Origin of the sequence: Brevundimonas sp. UBA6550 (genome assembly GCF_002434505.1) — a bacterium.
Taxonomy (GTDB): domain Bacteria; phylum Pseudomonadota; class Alphaproteobacteria; order Caulobacterales; family Caulobacteraceae; genus Brevundimonas.
In genome coordinates this window covers 204,811-227,656 of sequence record NZ_DJKE01000012.1, presented here as the reverse complement: position 1 = coordinate 227,656, position 22,846 = coordinate 204,811, and the positions used below count along the sequence as shown (strand labels likewise).

Below are 22,846 nucleotides of genomic sequence, written 5' to 3'. Positions count from 1 at the left end.
GCGCAACGGCGTTGCCGTCCTCCGCTTCGCTGCGGCCCTACGGGTGCGCAACCGCGCTTGTGCCCGGCGCTAGTCGAGCTCCGCCGCCGGGGATGGCCCCCGACGGGCAAGCGGAGTTCAGATCATGCCAACTCAGGTACGAGCCGACGTCTATACTCGGGTCACCGAGGCGATCCTTGCAGCGATCGAAGCCGGTACGGGCAACTGGCGCATGCCATGGCATCACAGCGGCGCCGATGTCACCCGGCCGACCAACATCGCCAGCGGCAAGCCCTATCGCGGCATCAACACGGTGTCGCTCTGGGCGGCGGCCTATGGCGGCGGCTATGCGAGCGGGGTCTGGGGCACTTATCGTCAGTGGCAGGACCGCGGCGCCCAGGTCCGCAAGGGCGAGCAGGCCAGCCTCGGCGTCCTCTGGAAGGAGATCAGCCGGCGCGACGACGAGCAGGATGACGAAGATGGCGGCAAGGGACGGCGGCTCTTCGCCCGGGCGTTCAGCCTGTTCAACGCCGATCAGGTCGACGGCTACGCGCCCGAGCCCGGGCCGGTCCTGCCCGAGAGCGAGCGCCTTGCGGCCGCCGAGGCCTTCATCGCCGCGCTCGGTATCGACACGGTCTACGGGTCGAGCAGCGCCTATTACCATCTCGGCGAAGACCGCATCTACATGCCGCACTTCGCAACCTTCCGTAGCGCGCATGGATTCTACGGCACCCATATCCACGAGTGTGCCCATGCCAGCGGCGCGGCGCATCGGCTCGACCGGGATTTCAGCGCCAGGTGGACCAAGGACGCGCTCGCGATGGAGGAAGCGACCGCCGAGCTGACCGCCTCGTTCCTGCTTGCCGACCTCGGCATCGCGCACGATCCGCGTCCCGATCATGCCGCCTATATCGCCTCCTGGCTTCAGGTGCTGAAGAACGACAGCCGCGCGATCTTCACTGCGGCCAGCAAGGCGCAGGCGGCGGCCGATTGGATGCACGCCCAGCAGCCGTGACGCTCACGCGGCCCGCACCTCGGCGCCGAGCGCATCAAGCAGCGGACAGCCCGGATCCTGACCGGCATCGCAGGCTCGCACCGAGTCTGCCAGAACCCGTTCCATCCGCCTGAGGTCCGCGATCCGCGCGCGCACATCCTGCAGATGCGACGCCGCGAGCTCGCGGACTTCGGTGCAGGAGGCCTGGCCGCCGGCCGCGAGTCCGAGCAAGGCGCGCACCTCGTCAAGGGTGAAGCCCAGCTCCCTCGCACGGCGCACGAAGCCCAGGCGAGCCACGTCCTCCCGACCGTAGCTGCGGTAACGGCCCCGCCGCGGCGGAACGGGCAGCAGCCCGATCCGCTCGTAATAGCGGATCGTCTCGATGTTGCAGCTGGTACGGCGCGAGAGTTCGCCGATCTGGATCGCGGCGGTTGCGGCCATCTTCAAAATACCTCTTGAGTCTGTAGTCGCTACAGATGGTAGGATAGCTGCATGCCCGCCACAAGGAGTCGCCCGTGACCCAGACACCAAGCCCGCCCAAGGGGATAAGTACCGCCGCGCTTACCCTGGCGGGGATCGCCGCCGCGTTCGGCGTCGCTGCCTGCTGCGCACTGCCGATCCTCTTGGCATCCGCCGGCATCGGCGCGGCCTGGCTCAGCGGCGTGGCCGTCGTCTCCGCGCCCTATCGCACGCCGCTCCTCGTGATCGGCGCATTATGCCTCGTCGCCGGCGCCGCGCTGCTATTGCGCCAGCAACTCGCCGCCATGCGCTGCGGCCCGGACGGCGTGTGCACGCCGCGCTGGACGCGCATCCTCACTCTCGCCGGCCTATTGGTCGGCGCGGCACTGCTCTGGGCGGGTTATAGCTATGTCTGACGTCGTTCCGGAGCTGCACTCGACCCTGACCTGTCCGCACTGCGGACATCAGGCGACCGAGACGATGCCGACCAACGCATGCCAGTTTTTCTATGACTGCCGGGGCTGCGGCGCGGTCCTCAAGCCCAAGCAGGGCGATTGCTGCGTCTTTTGTTCCTATGGCGACGTTCCGTGTCCGCCGATCCAGATCGAGGGCAAGGGCGCGTCCTGCTGCGGCTGAAGACAAGCCGTGACGCTTGCCACCCCCGCTGACGCTGCCCCTGAACCGACGGTTGCATTCCCCGACGGCACCGTCGTCCCGGACTGGACTGCGGTCACCGCGCCAAGCGCCCATTCGGTCCTGACAGCGCTGTTCGCGGCATTTATCGGCCGCAGGTGGCATGGCATCGACAGCACCGAGGACGAGGTGCGGCGTGCCATCCTCCGGGCCTATGTCACCCAGGGCCACGCGCCGGCGCCGGTGGAGATCGCTGCCGCGGTTGCGCTCCCGCCCGGCGACGTGGCCGCAGCGCTCCACCGGCTCGCCGGACGCGATCTCGTGGTCCTCGACGGCGACGGCCGAGTGAGCGGCGCCTATCCTTTCACCGATGCTCCCAGTGAGCATCAGGTGGAGGCCGCGGGTATCACGATGGGAGCCATGTGCGCCCTCGACGCGCTGGGGATCTGCACGATCGCACCGCACGCCAGCCTCATCCGCTCGTCATGCCGCCAATGCCGGCGCTCGCTTGCGATCCATGTCCACGACCGGGGCTGCACCTTGGGCGACGTCGTGCCCGAGGGGATTCTCGTCTGGTCCGGTCATCGCTACACCGGCGGCTGTGCAGCGTCTTCGCTCTGCACTCAGCAGGCTTTCTTCTGCCATGCCGATCATCTTGAAGCCTGGCGTATGGACGGTTCCGTGACCGCCCGCGACGGCATTCGCCTGACCCTGCGCGAGGCCCTCCAGGTCGGCCGCGCGATCTTTGCACCGATGCTCGGAGGGATATTGCCATGGCCCATTACGACCTGATCGTCATCGGCAGCGGAACAGCCGCCCAGGTCGCGATCGGCCAGGTCCGCGCCGCCGGATGGTCCGTCGCCGTCATCGACCACCGCCCGTTCGGCGGCACCTGTGCGCTACGGGGCTGCGATCCCAAGAAGATGCTGGTCAGCGGCGAAGAGGCGATCGATGCCGCCGCTCGCATGGCCGGACATGGTGTCGGCGGCGACCTGGCGATCGATTGGCCGAGCCTGATGGCGTTCAAGCGCAGCTTTACCGATCCGGTCCCCGCCAAGCAGGAACGCCGCTACGCCAAGCTGGGCGTCGACGCCTTCCACGGGCTAGCGCGCTTCGCAAGCCCGGACGCGGTCGCGGTCGACGGTCGGACGTTGCAGGCCCAGCATATCCTGATCGCAACCGGCGCGGGGCCGATCCCGCTCGGCATTCCAGGCGAGGAGCTGGTCAGCACGAGCGACGCTTTCCTCGAGCTGGAGACGCTGCCGCGCCGGATCGTGCTGATCGGCGGCGGCTATGTCGCCGCGGAGTTCTCGCATCTGGCCGCACGTGCCGGCGCCGAAGTCACGATCCTGCAGCGCGCTAGCCGGCTGCTGCCGCATTTCGATCCCGACCTGGTGGGCTGGCTCACACCGCGGTTCACGGCGCTCGGCATTCGCATCGAGACCGGCACCGCGGTCACACGGGTCGAGCGGAACGGGGACGGCCTGCAGGTGCGTGCCTCTCGCCAGGGAGCGCCGGACCTGGAGGTCGCCTGCGATCTCGTCATTCATGCTGCCGGGCGTCGTCCCGATCTCGGCAGCCTCGACCTGTCCACCGGGCAGGTCGCGGTGCAAGACGGACGACTGCAGCTCGATGCGCATCTGCGCAGCATTTCCAACCCGCGGGTCTATGCCGCCGGTGACGCCGCCGGCGTCGGGCCGCCCCTGACCCCGGTGTCGAGCCACGACGCGAAGATCGTCGCCGCGAACCTCCTGCAAGGTCCATCGCGCGAGCCCGACTATCGCGGTGTTCCGAGCGTCGCCTTCACCGTGCCGCCGATCGCCGCCGTCGGGCTTTCGGAAGAGGCGGCGCGCCGCAGCGGCCTCAAGTTCCGGGTTAACGCGGCCTCGACGCCGGACTGGTTCACCGCCCGCCGGCTCGCCGAGCCGGTCTATGGCCACAAAGTTCTGATCGACGAGCGGACGGACCTCGTCCTCGGCGCGCATCTCGTCGGGCCGAACGCCGACGAGGTGATCAACCTTTTCGGCCTGGCCATCCGCCACGGCCTCACCGCGGCCGATCTACGCTCCACCATGTTTGCCTATCCGACCGGCGCCTCGGATATCGGCTACATGCTCTAGGCGACGCCGCGCACGATCCGTCACCAGTGCTCGCCCGCGGGCGGGCGGCAGCCTGTCGCGAAAGACGATAGCGGGCTGTCGCCCGCCTGATCTGCGGACGCCGCTGACGCGGCGGCGCTACTTTTTGGGCCTCCCTTCCGACGCGGAGGTGGTCGGCGCTCCCTGCTAGGCCCGCCACGGCGGGCTGCAAGCCCCGGCTTCGCCGGGCTGCTCCATTTCATTTCGCCCCTGCGGGTGCAGCCCGCCGCTCGAACGGGCCTCTTCGGTCGCTCTCGCCGCCCACCCCCGCCTCGGGGGAGGCCGATGCGGTTTTTGGGCAGTGCTGGAGGCAGCCGATGGTTTTCTTCCTCGAACCCCGGATTGGGGCTGGACTGTCAGGATATGTGGCCGAGCTCGGCGCCGCCTTCCTCTGCGCGGACCTCGGGCTCGCCCTCGAACCGCGCGAGGACCATGCGGCCTATATCGCCAACTGGCTCGAGGTCCTGAAGGACGACAAGCGCTTCATCGTCTCGGCGGCCTCGCACGCGCAGAAGGCGGTCGACCATCTGCACGGTCTGCAGCCCTGAGGCCGGGACGGGCCGACGAGCCGTCGGCCCGTTTCCTCAGAAGTCGAGGAAGATCGCGGCCTTCTGTCGGTCCGCGAGGCTGACGACTGTGTGCGTGAACGCCGCGTTCTCGGCGTAGCTGGCCTCGAGAAGACCGATGAGGCGCTCCCGGTTGCGCGCCTGGGCCGGGCTCAGGGCGGCCTTCAAATCCCGAACCTCGTCCTCGTCCACACTGGAGATCCAGCTGAAGACTTTGGCGAGGAAGCCGACCATCACATCGGAGGCTTGGACGCCGGGATCGTCATGCGACCTCTCGACGAAGCGATAGTTGCAAAAGGGGGCGTCGCCGTCGGTCAACGTCATCCGGGCGAGCTCGCCGGAGACGACGTCCTCGGCGTCGAAGATGTGGCTCGCATTCTTCAGGATGCAGATGCGCTCCAGGAAGAAATCCCGGAAGCCGTCGATCAGAACCCGCGCTTCCCCGCCCTCTATGAAGGGCAAGGGATGGTGGCGGCCCATCTGCAGCAGGCCCCGCAGCATCTGGTAGCCGAAATGATCCAGCAGACCGGCGTGATCTTCCGCGAAGGCGATCAACTCGGTCATGAAGGCGTGCCGGTTTTCCGGCTTCAGGTCGGGATAGTCGAACCGGGCCATCAGGGCCGCGGTCCGGGCCCGGTCGGCGCGAAGCACGGTGCAGAGGTCCGACTTCAGGGTTTCCCCGAAGCCGTCCGGCATTTTCCCGGCCGCCAGCACCGAGTCGACGACATCGACGACGGACCAGTAGAAGGGGTCGAGCGCGAGGTAGTGGACGAGGAAGTCTTCCTCCAGCGCCCAGTCGAGAAACGTTTCGAGCTTCCTCGACCCGAGGACCTTCGGAAACTCGCCCCGGCCGAAGAGCGCGAAATGCAGCTCCTCGGCGTTGGGCTGGATGAAGGCCCGCGCCCTCAGCGGCGCGACATCGATCGGGGTCGAATCCCGACGACCGAGACCGCCGAGCACCCAGCAGTTCAGATCCGGGACGTTGAAGGCGTCGGCCTGGAGATGCAGTCGCCGGATATTGTTCGTTTCGTCGTAGTAGAGCCAGTAGGCCCGGTCGGCGTGGATCAGGCCGTGCGCCTCGATGGCCGTCCGCCTCAGCATGTTCACGTCGATGACCGGGCTCGTCGTCCCGGAGGGCTCGCTCACGCCTCGTCCTTCCCGGGGCGGGGCAGGGCGAGACGCTCGGCCGGGTGGACCTCGGGGAAGCGGTCGACCGTCCCGCGCCAGTCGTCCATCGCCGGCGACAGCCAGCGGGTCATCTCCAGCATGGCCTGATGCAGCTTGGGCAGGTTCCCGTAGAGAATGGGTTCGTGGTGGGCGATCCGGTTCCGCAGGAGCCGCACCTGTGTCAGGCGCGCGGTGAAGTCCTTCCTGGCCAGGAAGCGGCCTTCCCGCGTGGCGATCCGGTGCAGGGTGCGCTTCCACAGATCGTCCTGCTCCCGCCCGAACATCGAGGTCCAAAAGCTGAAGGTCAGGGCGGCGACCACGCGGCCGTCCTCGATCGGCTTGCCCGCCTCGGTCAGCTCGGCGATCGCCGTGCGCACCTGTTCGGCCTGACGGTCGGTGACGTGACCGGCCTCGGGCTGGAACCAGCCCGGGCCATGGGCCTCGGACATCACCGTATGGATGCGATTGCGCAGCGCCACCTCCAGGGCCTGGAGGGGCACATAGAGGGCTTCGGAGACCTGGGTGTTCAGCGTATAGAGGGCCACGGCGCGCTCGCGGTCGCCTTCCGCCCACGCGACATAGCGGGCGAAGCGTTCGAGAGAGAGCGCGGCTTCCACCGCATCGGCGTCGGCCGCCGGCCTTGCATCAGGGTGGGTCATGGATTATCTCTACCTGCGTACACCCCGGGATCGCCTCTGCTGCAAAGCATGCCCCCGGGGTAAATCAATTCTGGGCCCGGACTTTACGGCTGACGCAGTCCCACCGGAGTGGAGACACGAAGCCGGGCGGCCTCCCGATCCTTGCGCGCCTGGGTGAACTCGGGTTCGAGCTTGCGGACCCGTTCGATCAGACCATCGAGATGGTAGATGTTGGAGGCCCAGTCGCCGGCCGCCGTCTTGCGCATCTCGCGACGCACCAGGCCGGCCTGCTCAAGCTGCCGCATATTGGTCTGGATAGTCTTCGGCTTCACACCGATGCGGCGGCCGAGCTCCGCCCGCGACGGGAAGGGGGCGCGGTTCGGGTCCCGGTAATAGTCCAGCAGCTGAACCAGGATGTTGAACTGCATTGCGGTCAGCCCCAGTCGCGACTGCGCCTGGATCAGGATCGACGGGATGCCGGCATAACCGTTGGCGATGACGGCCTTGCCCCAGATCCGGTCCTGCGACGCGGCGGTCTTGGCGGGGGGCGGGGCGGGGGCGAGCGGCGGGAACGGGACAACGCTCGGTGAGGCGGGGGTGGACATGGCGGAAACTCCTTCCCCACGAACCTATGGGTGCGATGGGCGGCGAACAAGGTTCCGGGGTTGCGGAAGTATGGCGCCGTCATGACCTACCTGACTGGGTATGCTTACGATCGTTACGCCAGATGCGCCGCTTAACGTCCCGCTGATTCAGCGGCAGGCTGAGGACCCAGGTGGGGTTCGCACGAGCCCCACCGGTAGGGCGGGAAAAAGACCCACCCTCCGAGCGGGCGCGCCGCGAGGTCTTCCTCTTCCCGCCTGGTTGGGGCGCCCTTCAGGGCGGCGGGCGAGCGGCCGGAACCGGCCGCCGAGGGGAGGTCGGGCCAGCCCCGTAAGCCTACGGGGCGAAGGGGGTGAGGGTTCTAGGGCAGGATAGGCTTTGCGCCGGCAATGTCTGACAGACCCACTCGCCCATGGATCGCCTCACCCTTCGCCTCCCTCCCGATTTGATCCGCCGCTTCGACGCCGCCGCGGCCTCGCGCGGCGGACGCGCGCGGCTCCTGCGACGGCTGATGGAAGCGGCGGCCCAGGTGCCGTTTCCGGAGGCCCCGGCGACGCCGCCCGCGCGCCTGAAGGCCAAACTGGGCCTGCGGCTGACCATCGAGGACATGACCGCCCTGGAGCGCGAGGCGGCCCGGAGAGGCCAGTCCCGGACACAATGGACCGTGGCTCTGATCCGCGCGCGGCTGCATGGCCGACCTCAGCTCAGCCGTGGCGAGGCGATCGCTTTTCTGGAGGTGCAGCGCGAACTTCGCCGGATCGGCGTCAACATCAACCAGATCGCCCGGGCCCTGAACACGGCCGTGATGGAGGGCGCGGTGCTGGACCTGGAGGTCGCCCAGCTGGACGCCTATGCGCACGAAATCCGCGCGCACCTGGTCGGGGTGCGGGACGCCTTCGCGGGTAATCTGTCGTACTGGACGCCCGACCCATGAACGACTTTCGCCTCCCGTCAGGGTTCGAGGAGGCGCTGCGTCCTCCCGTCCGCATGCGGCGGGCGAGGCTGGCGCACGCGGTGCTGCGTGTAACGCGAGGGAAGGGAAGCGAGCCGGCGACCGCCAGGCTTCAGCGCGTCGCGCGCCGCGCCCCGGAGGTGATGGTCAAGATCACCGGCCGAACGCGGGACGGCGACCATCTGCAGCGCCACCTGGACTACATCACCCGAAAAGGAAAACTGGTCCTGGAGGGACCCGACGGCGAGTGTCTGTCGGGACGTGCGGAGGTCCGCGCGCTGGCCGAGGACTGGCGCGCAGAACTGGATTTTCTGGCGTCCCGAAAGGATGCTCCGGTCTCGCTGTCGATCGTTCTGAGCATGCCGGCGGGGGTGGAACCCGGCCGGGTGCACGATGCCTCGCGCGCGTTCGCGGACGCCCTGTTCGGCGATCGCCATCCCTATGTCTTCGCCCTGCATACGGATGATCGGCATCCCCACGTCCATCTCACCGTCCGGGCGCTTGGACGTGACGGGGAACGGCTCAATCCGCGCAAGGCGGACCTCCAGCTCTGGCGCGAGACCTTCGCAGCGGCCCTGCGTGATCGGGGCGTCGAGGCCGAAGCCACGCCGCGACGCGCGCGTGGTGTGGTGCGCAAGAGCGAACGCACGCCCGTTCGAAAGCTGCGCGAGCGGTTCGAGCGTGGAGAGGGGGCGATGTCGGAGACGCTCAGGGGCGCGTTAAAGGACGCTGCCAGGCCGGCGGCTGAAGCGGAGCCTTGGGAGGTCCACCTGCGCCAGAAGCAGGCGCAAATCCGGAAGGCGCTCGTGGTTGAGGCCTTGCGGCTTCAGGCGTCGAAACTGGAGGCAGACCGTAGCCTCGGGCGCGACCTGGAGACCTTTGTTCGGACACTGCCGCCCGTCGCGACCCGGCGGGAAATTCTGGCCCGGGCCCTCGGCGAAGATCATGGGCGGAGCGCGCGAGGCAAAGATCGAACTCGCTGACGAGGACGATCGTCTGATGCCGGGGCTGTGGACGCGGTCAGAGCGGCAGCTCCGGTTGCCGACACAACGGCGCGGCCTCATCACCGCTGCCGGGTTCGCTCCCCCCGCGTCCGCGCGTCACGGCTGTCGGGCCCGCGGGACTTGTCCGACCCAGGGTGAACCCGCGCCCACGCCTGTTGCAGCAGACGGGCCTGGGTGGCCGGATCCGAGATGAGGGTGCGGACGACCACGGCGGCCATGTCCAGACGCCGCTTCACCTCTTCGCGTGATGGCTCCGTGGCGCGGCGGCCGGCCCGATCGGTTGACTCTTTGGCGGCCTGTCGATCCCGTTCAGTCGGCTTGTAGCCCGCGACCGCGAGACCCAGCGATCGTCCCTGCACCCAGACTTCGCGGCGGAAGGCGTCGTCACCGGAGACCTTGATGCCCGACCAGCCGCGGTGCTGGGCGATCCGGAGCACGGAGGCGACGGAGTCCGGATATCTGGAGAAGACCTGCGCCAAGCTGCGCGTCCGCACGCGTATCGAAGCGGTCGCGGTCGCCGTTCGCGATGGCATCATCGATCCCGACGCGGAGTGAGGTTTGGTGCAACGAAGAGTAGGGGGCGGGTCTGGAACTTCTGTACGGAAGCCGGGGGTTTCAGCCCTGATCGCCGCCGACGCGATGCGTCCCCTGGCTCAGGATCAGCGCCTATACGTTCCGGAACCCGCCAACGGTGCTTATCCTCTGCGGTGTGGCGCCCGGACAAGTCGAAAGTGGTCGGCGGGCCGATGTCCGGGTCCAGGAGAAGCGCGTGAAGCCGATCACGAAATTCGAGCTGTACGAAATCGACGATCCGGCCGAGCCCTATCGGGTGGTGATGTGGTGTCTTCCGCCGGGGCCGCCCGAAGACCCGCGTATCGGGGAGCGTTTCCCCGAAGGGTCGATCGAGGTGCCCAAGAGCTTCGGGGCGATCTGGTTCGACGTCTCGACGTGGCAGGGCGGTTTCGTCGCACAGGCGACCTTCGCCGCCGACGCCGATGCGGTCCGGTGCGATACCATCACGGTCAATGAGGCCCATCGGATGAAAGGGGTCGCGACACAGCTCTACGAGACAGCCAGCGGCGTTTTCCAAGGGCCCGTCATTCCTTCGGACAATCAGACGCCCGACGCGGTGGCGTTCTGGGGCGGGAGGACGCAGATCCTTCGTCCGTGAGCGACGGGCGCGAATTCCTTCCCGTCAAGGTCGTGTCGGTTGATCAGGTTCGGCTCGCAGCGTAGCGTCGCCGGTTCCGGGGACGGCGACGGGGGCTCGCGGAGGGGCGGCCGCAGGTGATTGATCTTGATGGCGATGGGGCGGATGCCCTGGAGGACCCGCGTCTCGATGGAACGAGAAGCGGTGACCCTGGCGATGAGGCCGAACGCAACTTCCGATATCAGCACCAGTACGGGGTGGTCCTGCTCGTCGCCGTTCGGCGCGGCGCCTTCCCCTACGTGAACCTCTACTGCGAACACCACGAGGATCTGCTGTGCGAGCGTCCGGACGGCCTGTTCGACGGTTGGCAGATCAAGACGTCCACGCCGGAGAACGGACCCTGGACGCTCCGCGATGCCGCCCTGGTCAAGTCGATCGGCCGTTTCGTCGACCTGTGCGCGACCTACCCCTCGCAGATCGGCGTCCTGTACTTCGTGTCCAACTCCGACTTCGATGTGGTCGGCGACGACATCCAGGATCAGAAGCGCCGCGGGCGATGCCCTCCGCTGATGCTGGCGCACCTGAGGGCCTGCCCCTCGCTTGCGGACATCGCGGCACCCTTCCTGGCGGCCTTCGACGAACTGGGGGCCACCCTGGGCGCCGACCGGCAGAGGCTGTTCGACGTCCTGCGCCGGGTGGAGCTGGTCAAGGGACCGTCCAGGGCGGAGTTCGACGCGACCCTGGCCCATGAGCATCTCGGGCGGCTTGACGACTGCAGCGCCCTCACACCCGCCCAGCTGTCCGAGCTTCGTGACGACCTGGTGGCGCGGGTCCATCGCGCCGCTTCCCTGCATGTCACCGCCCCGGAGCGCCACACCCGCAGCCTTCTGGCCGAGGGCGACGAGGATCCGGTCATCACCGCAAAGCGCATCGTTTGCGCCGATGTCGTCTTCGCCCCGCCCACGATCGCCCTGAAGGCCTTCGCCTATCAGGGCCAGCCCCGACTGACGCCCGGCGGTCCCCGGCGAGCCGGCGTCCTTGAACAGAAGCTCGAAGCGGGCGGCTTGGGCGAAGCCGTGAGCTACATGACCGCCAAGGAGATGGCCGCGGAATACGCCCTGCTGGAGGATCAGGCGCGCAACCCTGTCGCCGCCGAGAAACAGCTCAAGCAGATCGAGGAGGCCGTCCACGGCGAATGCGTGGAGGCCTATTACGCCGCCGCGAACGAGTCCGAGACCTTCGGCCCGGCCATGCTGACGGACGTGACCGGCAGGCTTCGCAGGCTAGAGGGCGATCGCAGGTCGCTCATGGGCGGACAGCCCTACGAAGTGCTGGTCGGCGTCGCCGCCATGCTGACGCGGGAGTGCCGTGTCTGGTGGAGCAAGCGCTTTGACGTCCAGGAGCCGCGCCCATGAGCCTCGGGGTCCTGAGGGCGGCCGCCCGGGCAGAGAACACCGATGGCCTGCATCTGATGCGGCTGCTGGTCCTGCTCAGGTGCGCCGACAAGCGTGGCAGGACGCCCAAGCCCGTGGAAGGGATCACAAAGCTGGCCAAGCTCGACTTCCTTCTGCGCTACCCCGTCTATCTGGAGCGGGCCCTGGTCGCGCGCGGGAAGTCGCCCGACGCGGTTCATCTGTCGCCGCGTGAACGGACGACCGTGGAGACGCGGATGATCCGCTTCCGCTACGGTCCATGGGACGGGCGCTACAGGCGGTGGCTCAGTCTGCTGTCGGCACGAGGCCTCGTCACCCTGTCGCTCTCCGGCCGGAAGATCGAGATCGGGCTGACCGACGCCGGCCGTGCGGTCGCAGACGATTTCGCGCAGCGGCCGCTGTTCGCGGACCTGGCCGAGCGCGGGACGCTGGTGGTCAAGACCGTCGGGGACATGTCGGCCATGAAGCTCAAGGACTTCGTCTACGAGATCGTCCCGGAAATCACGGGCATGAAGTGGGGGCAGGAGATCGGCGCCGAAAGCGGCGCCGCCCTGGACGGTGATCAGTCGTGAAATTTCATCTGCAGTCGCTGAGCCTCGATCTGAGGCATGCGACCGAGACCATCGTCTTCTCGGACATCACCTATTTCTGGGGCCAGATGGGCGCGGGGAAGTCCAGCATCGCCCGGATGATCGACTACTGCCTCGGCGGCGCCATCCAGCTGTCACCGGCCCTGCAGGCCGAATTCGTATCCGCGACGCTCACTGTGGAGCTTGAGAGGAGCACGCTCACGATCGAACGGCAGCGCGACGGGGCCAATGTCTTCGCCTCATGGGCCGTCGGGGACGAGGTCCAGTCGGTGATCGTGCCGGCCAGGGCCGCTGCCGGGGAGTTGATCCCCCTTACCGGCGTCGAGACCCTGTCGGACCTCATCTTCTGGCTGTCCGGCGTCCAGCCGCCGCGCGTGCGCAAGAGCAAGCTGAAGGACGACAGCAAGACGGTCCGTCTCTCCGTCAGGGATCTGCTCTGGTACTGCTATCTGGACCAGGACAACATCGACAGCGCCTTCTTCCATCTGGAAGAGGACGCCGAGTTCTACCTGCGCCTGAAGAGCCGCGACGTGATCCGGTACGTCATCGGATATCACGATGAAAGGGTCGCCGATCTGGAGGCCGAACTGGATCAGCTGCGCGCCAATCGCACGGCCCGCGCCTCCGCCATCGAAAGCCTGACCCGAACCCTCGACGAAGTGGGCGCCGGCTCCGAAGCGCAGATCGCCGAGCGCGAAGCGTCCCTGAAGGCGGCCCTGGCCGAGGCGGAGGCCAGCATCGTGGCCCTGCGGGAGCTGAAGCGGGTGGGCCAGACGGAGCATGCCGTCGATATCCTCGCACGCCGGACCCGCCGTCTCGGGGTTGGCGTCGCCCGCCTCGACGTTGCGGCCGATGAACTGCTTGCCGCGCGCGAACGACATGTGCGCCATCGAAACGAGATCGAGACCCTCGGCCTGAAGTTCCGGCGCTCCGCCGTGGCGCGCGAAATCCTCGGCGACGTCGGGTTTGCGGACTGCCCCCGATGCACCCAGAGCCTCCCGGCGCGCCCTGCTCGTTGTTGCGAGGTCTGCGGCCAGGACGACAGGCTCGAACTGACCGACGCGGCGGAGCAGGCTGCCCTGGAACTGGACATCGCCTCGCGCCGGGCGGACCTCGACAGCGCGATCGAAGAGATCGACCGCAGTCTCACCCGCATCCGACTGCGGCGGGAGCGCGCGCTGGACCGGAAGGCGTCCCTTGAAACCGCGCGCAACCGCGCGAGCGAGGAGGCGGACTCGGCGTTCCTGTCGACCGTCCTGTTGAAGGAGCGCGAGCGCGCGGCGCTCGAGGCCGAACTGCAGAGCCTCGCCTGGCTGCTGCGGCTTCCCGACCTCCTGCAGCAGCAGCGCGAAGCGCTCGCCCAGATCATTGCCCTGGAGCTCACGCTGAGGGAGGCCCTGAAGGATGCCCGCACGTCGGCCGAAGCCGACCGGACCAGTTTGACCCGGCTCGGCGACTATTTCCTCGACGCCCTGGTCCAGTCCGGCGTGCCGGGCATCCAGCGCGACGACCGCGTCGCCCTGGAGCCGCCGACCTTCTACCCCGCCGTCTTCAGTAGCGACCCATCCGATCTCACGGCCTCGACCTTCACCTCCATGAGCAGCGGCGGGAAGAAGACCCTGTTCAAATGCTGCTTCGCCATCGCCGTCCACCGGATAGCGGCCCTGCTCGACGCGCCGCTTCCGGAGCTTCTGATCATCGACTCCCCGATGAAGAACATCAGTGAACGGGAAAACAGGGCGCAGTTCGAAGGCTTCTACCGGATGGTCTACGCGCTGAAGGCCGGGGAGTTGTCCGAAACCCAGATCATCCTGATCGACAAGGAATACCTGCCGCCGGATCCGGCGCTGGGCCTGGATATCCGCAGCCGGCACATGCAGCCCGACAGCACCGAGCATGAGCCGCTGATCCGGTACTACCGGGGCAAATAGAGGGCGGCAGCCGGCGCCCGGCTAATCGCGCGCCGAATAACGCGTGTGGTGACCATCGCAGTGCGTGTGGTTTCCAAGCGCCTCGATCACCCGGCAATCGGAAATCCGCCCACCTGAGCAACTCGCCGCCTGAATCCGGGCGGGTTCGGCGTGCAGCGCCTGAAGCCCGGCGATGCGAGCCTCAACCGCCGCAAGCTGGCGCTCGGCGATCCGGTTGACCTCCGTGCAGGGCCGGTCGGGTTCGTCGGACAGCGCCAGCAGGGCGCGAATGTCGTCGATCTCGAACCCCAGCTGCCGCGCATGGCGAATGAAGGCCAGCCGCCGCGTCGCAGCGCCGTCGTAAAGGCGCCGGTCGCTTGCCGTGCGAGGCGGCTCCTCCATCAAACCGATCTTCTCGTAGAACCGGATCGTCGGAATCTTCACGCCGGTCTCGGCTGAGAGGCGTCCGATAGTCCGGAGCTGGGGAGGAGATGCGTCTCTGGCCATGGACGAAATATAGGGCTTGATCCTCTAGTGGCTAGAGGATGCATGAAGGGCGCATGACCACGCCCGCCCCGACAGAATCCTGCGCCCCGTCCCGAGGCTGCTGCGGCCATCAGGTCCGGTTCGACGGGGCCTCGCCCGCCTATCGCCGCGTGCTGGTGGCCGTCATCGCCCTTAATCTGGGTGGGTTCTTCGCGGTCGCCGCGGGCGGTCTCATGCAGGGATCGGCGGCGCTCGCTGCCAATGCGATGGACTTCTTGGCCGACAGCGCCACCTACGCCATCAGCCTCTGGGCCATTGGAAAATCCGTGCGGGTGCGGTCCGGCGCCGCAGTCTTCAAAAGCGCAAGCCTTCTCGTCATGGCCGTGAGCATTCTCGGCTACGCCGTCTGGAGAGCGGTCACGGGGCAGCCGCCCGAAGGCGCCGTCATCACCGGTCTGGGACTGGTCGGTTTCGCCGCCAATCTGGTTGCGGCCCTGCTGCTCGTGCGCTTCCGCGAGGGCGACGCCAACGTCCGCTCCGTCTGGCTCTGCACCCGAAACGACCTCATCCACAGTCTCGGCGTGGCTGCGGCTGGCGGGCTGGTCTGGCTGACCGGTTCCCGGTGGCCGGACCTGCTGGCTGGCCTTCTGCTGGGCGGGGTTTTCCTTCAATCCGCGATCTCTATCCTGTTACAGGCAAGAGCGGAGAGCCGCGCAGCAACGTCTGCGGCGCGGACTTTGTAACGCATTGCCTGATGTCGGGAACGGAAGTAACGAGCGCGAGATGACCTGGTCGATGACGACATGGGCGAAACTGATCGTGGCGGCGACCATCGTCTTCGCCGCCTTCTTCTTCGCGCCTGCCGTCGACGCCGCCACCTGCCTGCCCGAGCCGCCCGCGGCTCACGCTGCGGTCGATCATAATCAGGGCGATGGCGACCACAGTGGAAAGGGCGCCGGTCACGGCGTCTGCTCGCACGGTCACTGCCACCACACGACAACCGCCCGCACCAACGGCGTCGACTCGATCGCTCCCGCGTTCGGAGAACCGCCGCTGCAGAGCGGCCGTCACGACGACTTCCGGGCCTCCATCACGCCCGATGGCCTGAAGCGCCCCCCCAGAGTCTGACCGAAGACCTGCGCCTTCGCGCGCCTCTTCGTCCTCAGAAACTCTGGAAATGAATCATGTCTCCCACATCTCGCAGGCGGCCGCGTTACGCGGTCGGCTGCGCCATCGCCGCGATCGCGGCGACCTTGGGCAGTCCCGTATGGGCTGACCCGGCCCCGACCTATGCCCAACTCCTCGCCCAACTCGGGGACGCTCCGGCGACGCTCGAAGCCGGCGCCAACTATGACGCCGCCGAGGCCCGTGTCCGTCAGGCGCGGGTGCGGCCCAACCCAGTCCTCGGCTTCGATGTCGAGAACGCCTACGGCTCAGGTCCCTATTCAGGCCTGAACAACGCGGACATGACCTTGGCCCTGAGCCAGGATCTCGAACTGTGGGGGCGTCGTTCAACGCGTATCGCCGCCGCCCGCGCCGAGGCCGGAGCGGTCGGGCTGCAGCGGGATCTCGCCGTAGTCGACGCCGCCGGCCGTCTCGCCCTCGTCTACGCCGAGGCGGAAGCGGCCCAGAGGCGCGCGACCCTCGCCGAGGAAACCCTGACCCTCACGGTTGCGGACGCTCGCGCCGCCCTGACGCTGGTGGAGGAGGGGCGAGAGCCCCTGCTGCGCGGCATCCAGGGCGAGGCCGAAGCCGCGTCCGCCCGCGCTACGCGGGATGAGGCCGTCGCCGAACGCGACGCCGCCTACGCACGTCTGACTGCGGTCGCCATGATCCCGGTCGCCGTGACCCGGATCGACGACAGTCTCCTGGATGAGACGCCAGCGACGGTCGGATCGGTTATCGACGACGCGCCGACTGTCCGTGTGGCAGAGGCCCAGCGGTCCGCCGCCGAACGGCGCATCGATGTTCAACGGGTTCAGGCCCGCCCGGACATCAACGCCAGCATCGGCATCCGCCGCTTCGAGGCTGAGGACGCGACGGCCCTGACCTTCGGCGTCAGCATGCCGTTGCCGCTGTTCGACCGAAACCGGGGGAACATCGAGGCGGCCCAGGCCGAGTTTCGCGCGGCTGACGCCCGGCTCATGAGTGCGCGGCAGGAGGCCCAGGCGGATCGCGCCGCTGCGGTCGCCCGTCTCGCGGCCTCCGTCAGCCGCGTCAACGCCGCTGACGCCGGCGTCACCGCCGCCGAGGAAGCCTACCGCCTGTCGCGGATCGGCTTCGAGTCCGGCCGCATCTCCCAGGTCGAATTGCGGGTCACCCGCACCGCCCTCGTCAACGCCCGGTCCGCTGCCGTGGACGCGCGTCTCGCGCGTGTCCGCGCCGAGATCGATCTCGCGCGCCTCAACGGCCGCGCCCCCTTCGAAGGAGCCCAGTGATGCGCAAACGCACATCCAACAAGACACTGCTGATCGGCGGCGTCGCCGCCCTCGTCGTTCTCGGAGGCGGCGGGCTCTGGTTCGCCACCCGATCCACCGAACCCGCCACGCCGCCCGCCGCTGAAGGCGAGGCCGGCCACGCGGAAGAGGAGGGGGGACACACCGAAGGCGAGACCGCCGAGGCCGAGACCGAAGGGCGGGTCGAACTGACCGCTGCAGAGATCCAGGCGGCGGGCATCACGATCGTCGGCGTCGGCGGCGGTGGCGGGGGCGAAACCCGCCTGGCGGGTCGCGTCGAACCGATGGTCGATTCCCGCGCCGCGGTCGCCGCTGCCGTCGGAGGTCGCGTCGAGCGGGTTCTCGTCGCGCCGGGTCAGTCGGTCCGGGCCGGCCAGCCGCTCGTCAGCCTCGTCAGCGGCGAGGCTGCGACTTTCCGCGCCGAGGCCGATGCGGCCGGAGCCTCCGCCGAGGCGGCCCGCCAGGCCTATGAGCGCAATCGCAGCCTGTCGGATCAAGGCATCGTCGCCCGTCAGGAGGTCGAGGCTTCCCGCGCCCAGTTCCTGAGCGCCGAGGCGGCGACCCGGGCCGCCCGCGCCCGCTCCGCAGCGGCCGGATCGCCGAACGCCTCCGGGCGGCTGAGTGTGACCAGCCCGATTTCCGGTGTGGTCAGCAGCGTCCAGGTCGGTCCGGGGGGCTTTGTCGCCCAGGGCGGCGTGGTGGCCGAGGTCAGCAACCCGGCCCGGGTCGAAATGGTCTTCAATGCGCCGCCGGCCCTGGCGGCCAACGTCCGCGCGGGCTCGCCCATGCGTGTCACCGGCCCGAACGGGGAGTTCGACGCCGTCGTCACCGGTGTCGCGGCCGACGCCGGGCTCAGTGAGAGCGGTGCGACCGTGATCCGCGCCCGGCCCTCGGGCGCGACCCTGCCGCCGGCCGGGTCGGCCGTCACCGGCGCTGTCGTGACCGGTCAGGCTGCCGGCGGGATGACCGTGCCGAGCGAAGCGGTTCAGACCGTCGACGGGAACACCGTGGTCTTCGTTCAGGTGGAGGGCGGCTTCCAGGCCGTGCAGGTGCTGGCGGGCCGTCAGGCCGCGGGCCGCACAGAGATCCTGCGCGGACTGACCGGCTCCGAACGCGTCGCCTCAGCCAACGCCTTCCTGCTCAAGGCCGAGATGGCCAAGGGCGAAGCCGAGCACGGGCACTAGGGGGGCGTCATGTTCAAAGCGATTATCGAAGCCTCGGTTCGCTTCCGATGGTTCGTGGTTCTGGCGACGGCGATTGTCGCCGCCTTCGGCCTCTACAACCTGACGCAGCTGCCCATCGACGCCGTGCCGGACATCACCAACCGGCAGGTCCAGATCAACACCATCGCCCCGGCGCTCGCGCCCGAGCAGATGGAACGCCAGGTCACCTATCCCCTCGAAACCGCCATGGCGGGCATCCCGGGGATCCAGACTACCCGGTCGCTCAGCCGAAACGGCTTTAGCCAGGTGACTGTCATCTTCTCCGACAGCACGGACATCTACTTCGCTCGCCAGCAGGTGGCCGAACGGATGGCCCAGGCGCGCGAGCGGTTGCCGGAGGGCGTGGAGCCGGCGCTCGCGCCGATCACCACCGGCCTCGGCGAAGTCCTCATGTGGACGGTCGACTTCAAACCGTTCAACAGCGCCAATCTCGCCAAACCGGGAGAGCCCGGCTGGCAGGCGGGCGGCGCCTATCTGACGCCCGAAGGCGAACTGCTGACCACACCACAGGCCCGCGCGACCTATCTCCGCACGGTCCAGGACTGGATCATCGCCCCGCGCATGCGGACCGCGAAGGGCCTGGCCGGCGTCGATGTGAACGGCGGCTATGTGAAGGAGTATGCGGTTCGGCCTGACGCCGCGCGTCTGGCGGGATACGGCCTGAGCCTGAACGACCTCATCGTCGCTCTGGAGCGGGCCAACACCCAGGCCGGTGCGGGCTATGTTCAGCGGTCCGGTGAAGCCCTGACCGTCCGAACCGACGCCCTGGCGCAGACCATCCCGGATCTCGCCCAGGCCCCCGTGGTCAACCGTAACGGGCTGGTCGTGCGGGTCGCCGATGTCGCCACCGTCGAAATCGGCCAGGCGCCGCGTCTCGGCGGCGCAAGCCGCGACGGCCACGAAGCGGTCGTCGGTACGGCGCTGATGCTGGCCGGCGGCAACAGCCGGACGGTGGCCCAAGCCGCCGCCGAACGCCTCGAGGAAGTCTCCGCGAGCTTGCCGCCGAGCGTCGTCGCCGAACCGGTCCTGAACCGGAGTTCGCTCGTCAACAAGACCATCTCGACGGTCGCCAAGAACCTGATCGAAGGCGCCTTGCTGGTGATCGTGGTTCTGTTCCTGCTGCTCGGCAACATCCGCGCGGCCTCGATCACCGCCCTGATGATCCCGATCAGCTTCCTGTTCGCGGTCATCGGCATGAACCGCTTCGGCATCAGCGGAAACCTGATGAGCCTCGGCGCGCTGGACTTCGGCCTTCTGGTCGACGGCGCGGTCGTGGTGGTCGAGAACACCTTGCTGATGCTCAGCCAGAAGCGGGCCGAGGCCGGGCGGATGCTGACGCGTCGGGAACGTCTGGCGGTCGCCGGAGCCGCGGCGCGTCAGATGGTCAAGCCGGCCGCCTTCGGCCAACTCATCATCCTGCTGGTCTTCACGCCTCTGCTCATGCTCGAGGGCGTGGAGGGCAAGACCTTCATCCCGATGGGCGCGACGGTGATGCTGGCTCTCGTCGGCGCCTTCATCTTCTCCTTCACCTTCGTGCCGGCGATGACGGCCCTGCTGGTGCGGGATCCGAAGAAGGTGGAGGTCGACGAGCACGGCCACGCGCACGAGCACGAGACCTTCATCCTCCGCTACGCGCGCCGCTGGATCGAACCCGCCATCCGCGCGGCCGTCGATCGTCCGAGGGTCGTCCTGGCGTCCGCGCTCGGCGCTCTCGTTATCGGCGGCATAGCCTTCAGCAGCCTGGGGCGTGAGTTCATCCCGACCCTGGACGAAGGCGACATCGCCATGCAGGCGCTGCGCGTGCCCTCAGCGTCGCTGGAGCAATCCCTGGCGATGCAGATGGCGCTGGAGCGCGTCATCAAGGCCCAGCCCGAGGTGAAGACCATCTTCGCCCGCACCGGGACGGCGGAGGCGGCCGTGGACCCGATGCCGCCGAACATCTCCGACGCGGTCATCGTCCTGAAGGACCGCAAGGAGTGGCCCGATCCGAACCTCCCGAAGGAGGAGCTGATCGCGCGGTTCGAAGAGCTCGCCGCCGGGCAACTCGGCAACAGCTTCGAGTTCAGCCAGCCCATCGAGCTGCGCTTCAACGAGCTGATCTCGGGCGTCCGAACCGACCTCGCGGTCATGGTCTACGGCGACGACTTCACCCAGCTGCAGGCTACGGCGGATCGAGTCGCCAACGCTCTGCGCGCGACGCCCGGATCTGCGGACGTCCGCGTGGAGCAGGCTTCAGGGCTCCCAACCCTGACCGTCAGCGTGGATCGCTTCGCGGCCGCCAACTACGGCCTGTCGGCTGCCGATGTCTCCGAAGCGGTTTCGGCCGCGGTCGGGGGCGCCGAGGCCGGGCAGATCTTCGAGGGCGATCGCCGCTTCAGCGTCGTCGTCCGTCTCGCGGATGAAGCCCGGAACGATCCGGCGGCCCTCGCGGCCCTGCCGATCACGACCGCTACGGGCGTGACGGTTCCGCTCTCCTCCGTCGCCCGGATTCAGGTGGCCGAGGGGCAGAACCAGATCAGCCGCAATGACGGCAGCCGGCGCATGGTGGTTCAGGCCAACGTTCGCGGGCGCGATCTGGGCGGCTTTGTCACCGAGGCCCAGGCGAAGGTGCAGTCTGAGGTCGATCTCCCCACCGGCTACTCTCTGACCTGGGGTGGGCAGTTCGAGAACCTGAAACGGGCCGAACAGCGTCTGGGCCTGGTCATCCCCATCGTCTTCATCCTGATCGGCGTCCTGCTGTTCATGGCGTTGGGATCCTTCGCGGAGGCGGGACTGGTGTTCGCCTGCGTGCCTCTGGCCCTGATCGGCGGCGCCTTGGCGCTCGTCCTCAGGGGGATGCCTTTCTCGGTTTCGGCGGCGGTCGGCTTCATCGCCGTATCCGGTGTTGCGACCCTGAACGGGCTGGTGCTTATGCAGGCCATTCGGGAACGCCTGACAGGCGGCGCCGACCCACGCCTCGCCGCCATCGAAGGGGCGACGAGCCGGCTGCGCGCCGTCCTGACCACGGCCCTAGTCGCCATCGTCGGCTTTATTCCGATGGCGTTCGCCCACGGCGCGGGGGCGGAGGTGCAGAAGCCCTTGGCCACCGTCGTCATCGGCGGCCTGCTGACGGCCACGGCCTTGACCCTGCTGGTCCTGCCGACCTTCGCGGCCAAGGCCGTGAAGCACCGCAAGGCTGAAGGGCTCGAGGAATGAGCGAGGCCCACGCAACGGAGCAGGTCCAGCGCCGCACCCTCCTGACGGTGCTGGTCCTGAACGCCCTGTTGTTCGTGGGCCTGGGAGTCGGCGGCATCGCCGCCGACTCCAGCGCCCTGCTGGCCAATGCGGTCGACAACGGTTCGGACGCGGCCGTCTATCTGATCAGCTTCCTGGCGGTCGGACGCGCCCTGGTCTGGAAAACGGGGGCGGCGCGAGCCTCAGGTGTCATGCTCCTGATTTTCGCCGTTCTCGTCCTGCTTGACGCGCTGAGGCGGACCCTCACCGGGACTGAGCCTGTCGGCCCGACCATGATGGTCCTCGCGGTTGTGGCCGCCGTCATCAACCTGGTCTGCCTGCTGCTGATCCGTCGGCAGCACAGCGGCGACGTCAACATGAAGGCCGCCGAGACCTTCAGTCTCAACGACTTCGCGTCCAACGGCGGAATCCTTGTCGCGGGCGGTCTCGTCATGTGGCTCGACCAGTCGTGGCCGGACCTTCTCGTCGGCGTTCTGGTCGCCGCCATCGCCGCCAAGGGCGGCATCGACATCCTGCGCGATGCGCGCAAGGCCTCTGACACAGGAGCGGCCCAGTGAGCCCGTTGCTGCCTCACGATCTCCACCCCGGTGGAGCCTCCCCCCCCGACCTCACGCGGGTCCAGCGCTGGCGGAAACTCTTCATCCTCGTCGGCCTGTTCGCTCTCATCACCTGGACGGCGCTGGTCGAACCCACGCCCGTTCTCGAACATCCGGTGGAGCATCTCGGTCTGGTCGCCATCATGCTGTGCGTGATCGGCCGAGCCTGGTGCTCCCTCTACATCGGCGGCCGAAAGAAGCAGGAGATCGTTTCGGCGGGACCCTACTCCCTGTGCCGGAACCCCCTCTACCTGTTCAGCTTCATCGGGGCGTTCGGGATCGGCGCCCAGACGGGCAGCGCTACGGTGGGATTGGGCTTCGCCCTGGCCTGCTGGATCGTGTTCCGCACCGTCGTCGGGCGCGAAGAAGCCTATCTGAGCGAGACCTTCGGCGAGGTCTATGACGACTACCGCCGTCGCACGCCGCGCTTCTGGCCGGACCTGCGGGCCTGGCGCGACGAGCCCGAGCTCTCGGTACGACCTGCGTTCTTCCTTCGCACCGTCCGCGACGGCCTCGTCTTCCTGCTGGCGATGCCGGTGTTTGAGTCGCTCGAGCGCCTGCAGCAGATCGGCTGGTTCGACGCCGTCCTGCGACTGCCCTGACCGGAGGGCTTCGGATGACCCGCAAACGTCTCG

Annotated in this window: 25 protein-coding genes; 19 read left to right on the top strand and 6 right to left on the bottom strand. The window is 68.2% G+C overall.

The genetic code is table 11. From position 1 onward, the window contains the following. Positions 1 to 124 precede the first annotated feature (124 nt). On the top strand, positions 125 to 994 hold the full coding sequence (locus B3Z70_RS14515; RefSeq protein ID WP_017184391.1) for an ArdC family protein: 870 nt from the start codon (positions 125 to 127) through the stop codon (positions 992 to 994). A 3-nt stretch (positions 995 to 997) separates the two neighbouring features. Here B3Z70_RS14515 and B3Z70_RS14510 read toward each other — a convergent pair whose 3' ends face one another. Then, on the bottom strand, positions 998 to 1,414 hold the full coding sequence (locus B3Z70_RS14510) for a MerR family transcriptional regulator (protein ID WP_017184392.1): 417 nt from the start codon (positions 1,412 to 1,414) through the stop codon (positions 998 to 1,000). A gap of 74 nt (positions 1,415 to 1,488) precedes the next feature. On the opposite strand from B3Z70_RS14510, the gene B3Z70_RS14505 reads away from it, so the two are divergent. The 5 genes from B3Z70_RS14505 (at position 1,489) to B3Z70_RS14485 (ending at position 4,751) form a co-directional block, all read left to right on the top strand. After that, positions 1,489 to 1,848, top strand: coding sequence for a hypothetical protein (locus B3Z70_RS14505; RefSeq protein WP_017184393.1), 360 nt, complete (start codon positions 1,489 to 1,491; stop codon positions 1,846 to 1,848). Continuing rightward, positions 1,841 to 2,068 (top strand): GDCCVxC domain-containing (seleno)protein, encoded by a 228-nt coding sequence (locus tag B3Z70_RS14500; protein ID WP_025549113.1) that lies wholly within the window; start codon positions 1,841 to 1,843, stop codon positions 2,066 to 2,068. The genes B3Z70_RS14505 and B3Z70_RS14500 overlap by 8 nt, the downstream gene beginning before the upstream one ends. Before the next feature lie 9 nt (positions 2,069 to 2,077). Next, complete coding sequence (gene merB / locus B3Z70_RS14495; protein WP_292045804.1) at positions 2,078 to 2,857, top strand: organomercurial lyase; 780 nt, start codon at positions 2,078 to 2,080, stop codon at positions 2,855 to 2,857. Further along, positions 2,839 to 4,185, top strand: a complete 1,347-nt coding sequence (locus B3Z70_RS14490; RefSeq protein WP_039574902.1) for a dihydrolipoyl dehydrogenase family protein — start codon at positions 2,839 to 2,841, stop codon at positions 4,183 to 4,185. The genes merB and B3Z70_RS14490 overlap by 19 nt, the downstream gene beginning before the upstream one ends. A 383-nt stretch (positions 4,186 to 4,568) precedes the next feature. After that, positions 4,569 to 4,751: a zincin-like metallopeptidase domain-containing protein gene (locus B3Z70_RS14485; protein ID WP_292045803.1), complete on the top strand. Its 183-nt coding sequence runs from the start codon at positions 4,569 to 4,571 to the stop codon at positions 4,749 to 4,751. 36 nt (positions 4,752 to 4,787) lie between these two features. Here B3Z70_RS14485 and B3Z70_RS14480 read toward each other — a convergent pair whose 3' ends face one another. From B3Z70_RS14480 to B3Z70_RS14470, 3 genes are all read right to left on the bottom strand, one after another. Then, complete coding sequence (locus B3Z70_RS14480; RefSeq protein WP_292045802.1) at positions 4,788 to 5,915, bottom strand: hypothetical protein; 1,128 nt, start codon at positions 5,913 to 5,915, stop codon at positions 4,788 to 4,790. Then, positions 5,912 to 6,595 (bottom strand): Abi family protein, encoded by a 684-nt coding sequence (locus B3Z70_RS14475; protein WP_291834312.1) that lies wholly within the window; start codon positions 6,593 to 6,595, stop codon positions 5,912 to 5,914. Before B3Z70_RS14475 ends, B3Z70_RS14480 begins: the two co-directional genes overlap by 4 nt. A gap of 83 nt (positions 6,596 to 6,678) precedes the next feature. After that, positions 6,679 to 7,179 carry a helix-turn-helix domain-containing protein gene (locus B3Z70_RS14470; RefSeq protein ID WP_291834314.1) on the bottom strand — a complete coding sequence of 167 codons (501 nt, stop codon included), beginning with the start codon at positions 7,177 to 7,179 and terminating at the stop codon, positions 6,679 to 6,681. Between the two features lie 410 nt (positions 7,180 to 7,589). Here B3Z70_RS14470 and B3Z70_RS14465 point away from each other — a divergent pair, with 410 nt between their 5' ends. Further along, positions 7,590 to 8,111 (top strand): MobC family plasmid mobilization relaxosome protein, encoded by a 522-nt coding sequence (locus B3Z70_RS14465; protein ID WP_291834318.1) that lies wholly within the window; start codon positions 7,590 to 7,592, stop codon positions 8,109 to 8,111. Next, positions 8,108 to 9,112: a relaxase/mobilization nuclease domain-containing protein gene (locus B3Z70_RS14460; RefSeq protein ID WP_292022765.1), complete on the top strand. Its 1,005-nt coding sequence runs from the start codon at positions 8,108 to 8,110 to the stop codon at positions 9,110 to 9,112. Before B3Z70_RS14465 ends, B3Z70_RS14460 begins: the two co-directional genes overlap by 4 nt. A gap of 80 nt (positions 9,113 to 9,192) precedes the next feature. Here B3Z70_RS14460 and B3Z70_RS14455 read toward each other — a convergent pair whose 3' ends face one another. Further along, a complete protein-coding gene (locus B3Z70_RS14455) occupies positions 9,193 to 9,612 on the bottom strand; it encodes an LPD7 domain-containing protein (RefSeq protein WP_292022767.1) in 420 nt (139 codons plus the stop codon). A 290-nt stretch (positions 9,613 to 9,902) separates the two neighbouring features. On the opposite strand from B3Z70_RS14455, the gene B3Z70_RS14450 reads away from it, so the two are divergent. The 4 genes from B3Z70_RS14450 (at position 9,903) to B3Z70_RS14435 (ending at position 14,237) form a co-directional block, all read left to right on the top strand. Next, positions 9,903 to 10,304 carry a hypothetical protein gene (locus B3Z70_RS14450; protein WP_291834328.1) on the top strand — a complete coding sequence of 134 codons (402 nt, stop codon included), beginning with the start codon at positions 9,903 to 9,905 and terminating at the stop codon, positions 10,302 to 10,304. A 116-nt stretch (positions 10,305 to 10,420) separates the two neighbouring features. Then, entirely contained in the window at positions 10,421 to 11,698 is a 1,278-nt protein-coding gene (locus tag B3Z70_RS14445; protein ID WP_291834331.1) for a dsDNA nuclease domain-containing protein, read from the top strand. Next, positions 11,695 to 12,288: a hypothetical protein gene (locus tag B3Z70_RS14440; RefSeq protein ID WP_291834334.1), complete on the top strand. Its 594-nt coding sequence runs from the start codon at positions 11,695 to 11,697 to the stop codon at positions 12,286 to 12,288. Before B3Z70_RS14445 ends, B3Z70_RS14440 begins: the two co-directional genes overlap by 4 nt. Further along, a complete protein-coding gene (locus B3Z70_RS14435; protein ID WP_292022770.1) occupies positions 12,285 to 14,237 on the top strand; it encodes a hypothetical protein in 1,953 nt (650 codons plus the stop codon). Before B3Z70_RS14440 ends, B3Z70_RS14435 begins: the two co-directional genes overlap by 4 nt. 21 nt (positions 14,238 to 14,258) lie before the next feature. Here the strand turns inward: B3Z70_RS14435 and B3Z70_RS14430 are convergent, their stop codons facing one another. Continuing rightward, on the bottom strand, positions 14,259 to 14,723 hold the full coding sequence (locus B3Z70_RS14430) for a MerR family transcriptional regulator (RefSeq protein ID WP_291834340.1): 465 nt from the start codon (positions 14,721 to 14,723) through the stop codon (positions 14,259 to 14,261). A 53-nt stretch (positions 14,724 to 14,776) separates the two neighbouring features. On the opposite strand from B3Z70_RS14430, the gene B3Z70_RS14425 reads away from it, so the two are divergent. Genes B3Z70_RS14425 through B3Z70_RS14395 form a run of 7 tightly spaced genes read left to right on the top strand, consistent with a single transcriptional unit; the run spans position 14,777 to position 22,813 of the window. Next, positions 14,777 to 15,445, top strand: coding sequence for a cation transporter (locus B3Z70_RS14425; RefSeq protein ID WP_291834343.1), 669 nt, complete (start codon positions 14,777 to 14,779; stop codon positions 15,443 to 15,445). A 40-nt stretch (positions 15,446 to 15,485) separates the two neighbouring features. Beyond that, the gene (locus B3Z70_RS14420; RefSeq protein ID WP_291834346.1) at positions 15,486 to 15,830 is read left to right on the top strand and encodes a hypothetical protein; all 345 of its coding nucleotides are present in this window, start codon (positions 15,486 to 15,488) and stop codon (positions 15,828 to 15,830) included. Between the two features lie 56 nt (positions 15,831 to 15,886). Then, positions 15,887 to 17,140, top strand: coding sequence for a TolC family protein (locus tag B3Z70_RS14415; protein WP_291834349.1), 1,254 nt, complete (start codon positions 15,887 to 15,889; stop codon positions 17,138 to 17,140). Next, positions 17,140 to 18,342, top strand: a complete 1,203-nt coding sequence (locus B3Z70_RS14410) for an efflux RND transporter periplasmic adaptor subunit (protein ID WP_291834352.1) — start codon at positions 17,140 to 17,142, stop codon at positions 18,340 to 18,342. The genes B3Z70_RS14415 and B3Z70_RS14410 overlap by 1 nt, the downstream gene beginning before the upstream one ends. 9 nt (positions 18,343 to 18,351) lie before the next feature. Continuing rightward, a complete protein-coding gene (locus tag B3Z70_RS14405; RefSeq protein ID WP_292045801.1) occupies positions 18,352 to 21,576 on the top strand; it encodes an efflux RND transporter permease subunit in 3,225 nt (1,074 codons plus the stop codon). Continuing rightward, positions 21,573 to 22,172 carry a cation transporter gene (locus B3Z70_RS14400; protein ID WP_291839623.1) on the top strand — a complete coding sequence of 200 codons (600 nt, stop codon included), beginning with the start codon at positions 21,573 to 21,575 and terminating at the stop codon, positions 22,170 to 22,172. Before B3Z70_RS14405 ends, B3Z70_RS14400 begins: the two co-directional genes overlap by 4 nt. Further along, positions 22,169 to 22,813 (top strand): methyltransferase family protein, encoded by a 645-nt coding sequence (locus B3Z70_RS14395; protein ID WP_291839626.1) that lies wholly within the window; start codon positions 22,169 to 22,171, stop codon positions 22,811 to 22,813. The genes B3Z70_RS14400 and B3Z70_RS14395 overlap by 4 nt, the downstream gene beginning before the upstream one ends. Positions 22,814 to 22,846 lie beyond the last annotated feature (33 nt).

Excerpts from the sequence above, each read along its gene's own strand:
- B3Z70_RS14460 (WP_292022765.1), top strand. The coding sequence starts at position 8,108 with ATGAACGACTTTCGCCTCCCGTCAGGGTTCGAGGAGGCGCTGCGTCCT.
- B3Z70_RS14470 (WP_291834314.1), bottom strand. The coding sequence starts at position 7,179 with ATGTCCACCCCCGCCTCACCGAGCGTTGTCCCGTTCCCGCCGCTCGCC.
- B3Z70_RS14500 (WP_025549113.1), top strand. The coding sequence starts at position 1,841 with ATGTCTGACGTCGTTCCGGAGCTGCACTCGACCCTGACCTGTCCGCAC.
- B3Z70_RS14475 (WP_291834312.1), bottom strand. The coding sequence starts at position 6,595 with ATGACCCACCCTGATGCAAGGCCGGCGGCCGACGCCGATGCGGTGGAA.
- B3Z70_RS14415 (WP_291834349.1), top strand. The coding sequence starts at position 15,887 with ATGTCTCCCACATCTCGCAGGCGGCCGCGTTACGCGGTCGGCTGCGCC.
- B3Z70_RS14510 (WP_017184392.1), bottom strand. The coding sequence starts at position 1,414 with ATGGCCGCAACCGCCGCGATCCAGATCGGCGAACTCTCGCGCCGTACC.
- B3Z70_RS14405 (WP_292045801.1), top strand. The coding sequence starts at position 18,352 with ATGTTCAAAGCGATTATCGAAGCCTCGGTTCGCTTCCGATGGTTCGTG.
- B3Z70_RS14400 (WP_291839623.1), top strand. The coding sequence starts at position 21,573 with ATGAGCGAGGCCCACGCAACGGAGCAGGTCCAGCGCCGCACCCTCCTG.
- B3Z70_RS14425 (WP_291834343.1), top strand. The coding sequence starts at position 14,777 with ATGACCACGCCCGCCCCGACAGAATCCTGCGCCCCGTCCCGAGGCTGC.
- B3Z70_RS14515 (WP_017184391.1), top strand. The coding sequence starts at position 125 with ATGCCAACTCAGGTACGAGCCGACGTCTATACTCGGGTCACCGAGGCG.
- B3Z70_RS14440 (WP_291834334.1), top strand. The coding sequence starts at position 11,695 with ATGAGCCTCGGGGTCCTGAGGGCGGCCGCCCGGGCAGAGAACACCGAT.
- B3Z70_RS14410 (WP_291834352.1), top strand. The coding sequence starts at position 17,140 with ATGCGCAAACGCACATCCAACAAGACACTGCTGATCGGCGGCGTCGCC.
- B3Z70_RS14465 (WP_291834318.1), top strand. The coding sequence starts at position 7,590 with ATGGATCGCCTCACCCTTCGCCTCCCTCCCGATTTGATCCGCCGCTTC.
- B3Z70_RS14420 (WP_291834346.1), top strand. The coding sequence starts at position 15,486 with ATGACCTGGTCGATGACGACATGGGCGAAACTGATCGTGGCGGCGACC.
- B3Z70_RS14490 (WP_039574902.1), top strand. The coding sequence starts at position 2,839 with ATGGCCCATTACGACCTGATCGTCATCGGCAGCGGAACAGCCGCCCAG.
- B3Z70_RS14430 (WP_291834340.1), bottom strand. The coding sequence starts at position 14,723 with ATGGCCAGAGACGCATCTCCTCCCCAGCTCCGGACTATCGGACGCCTC.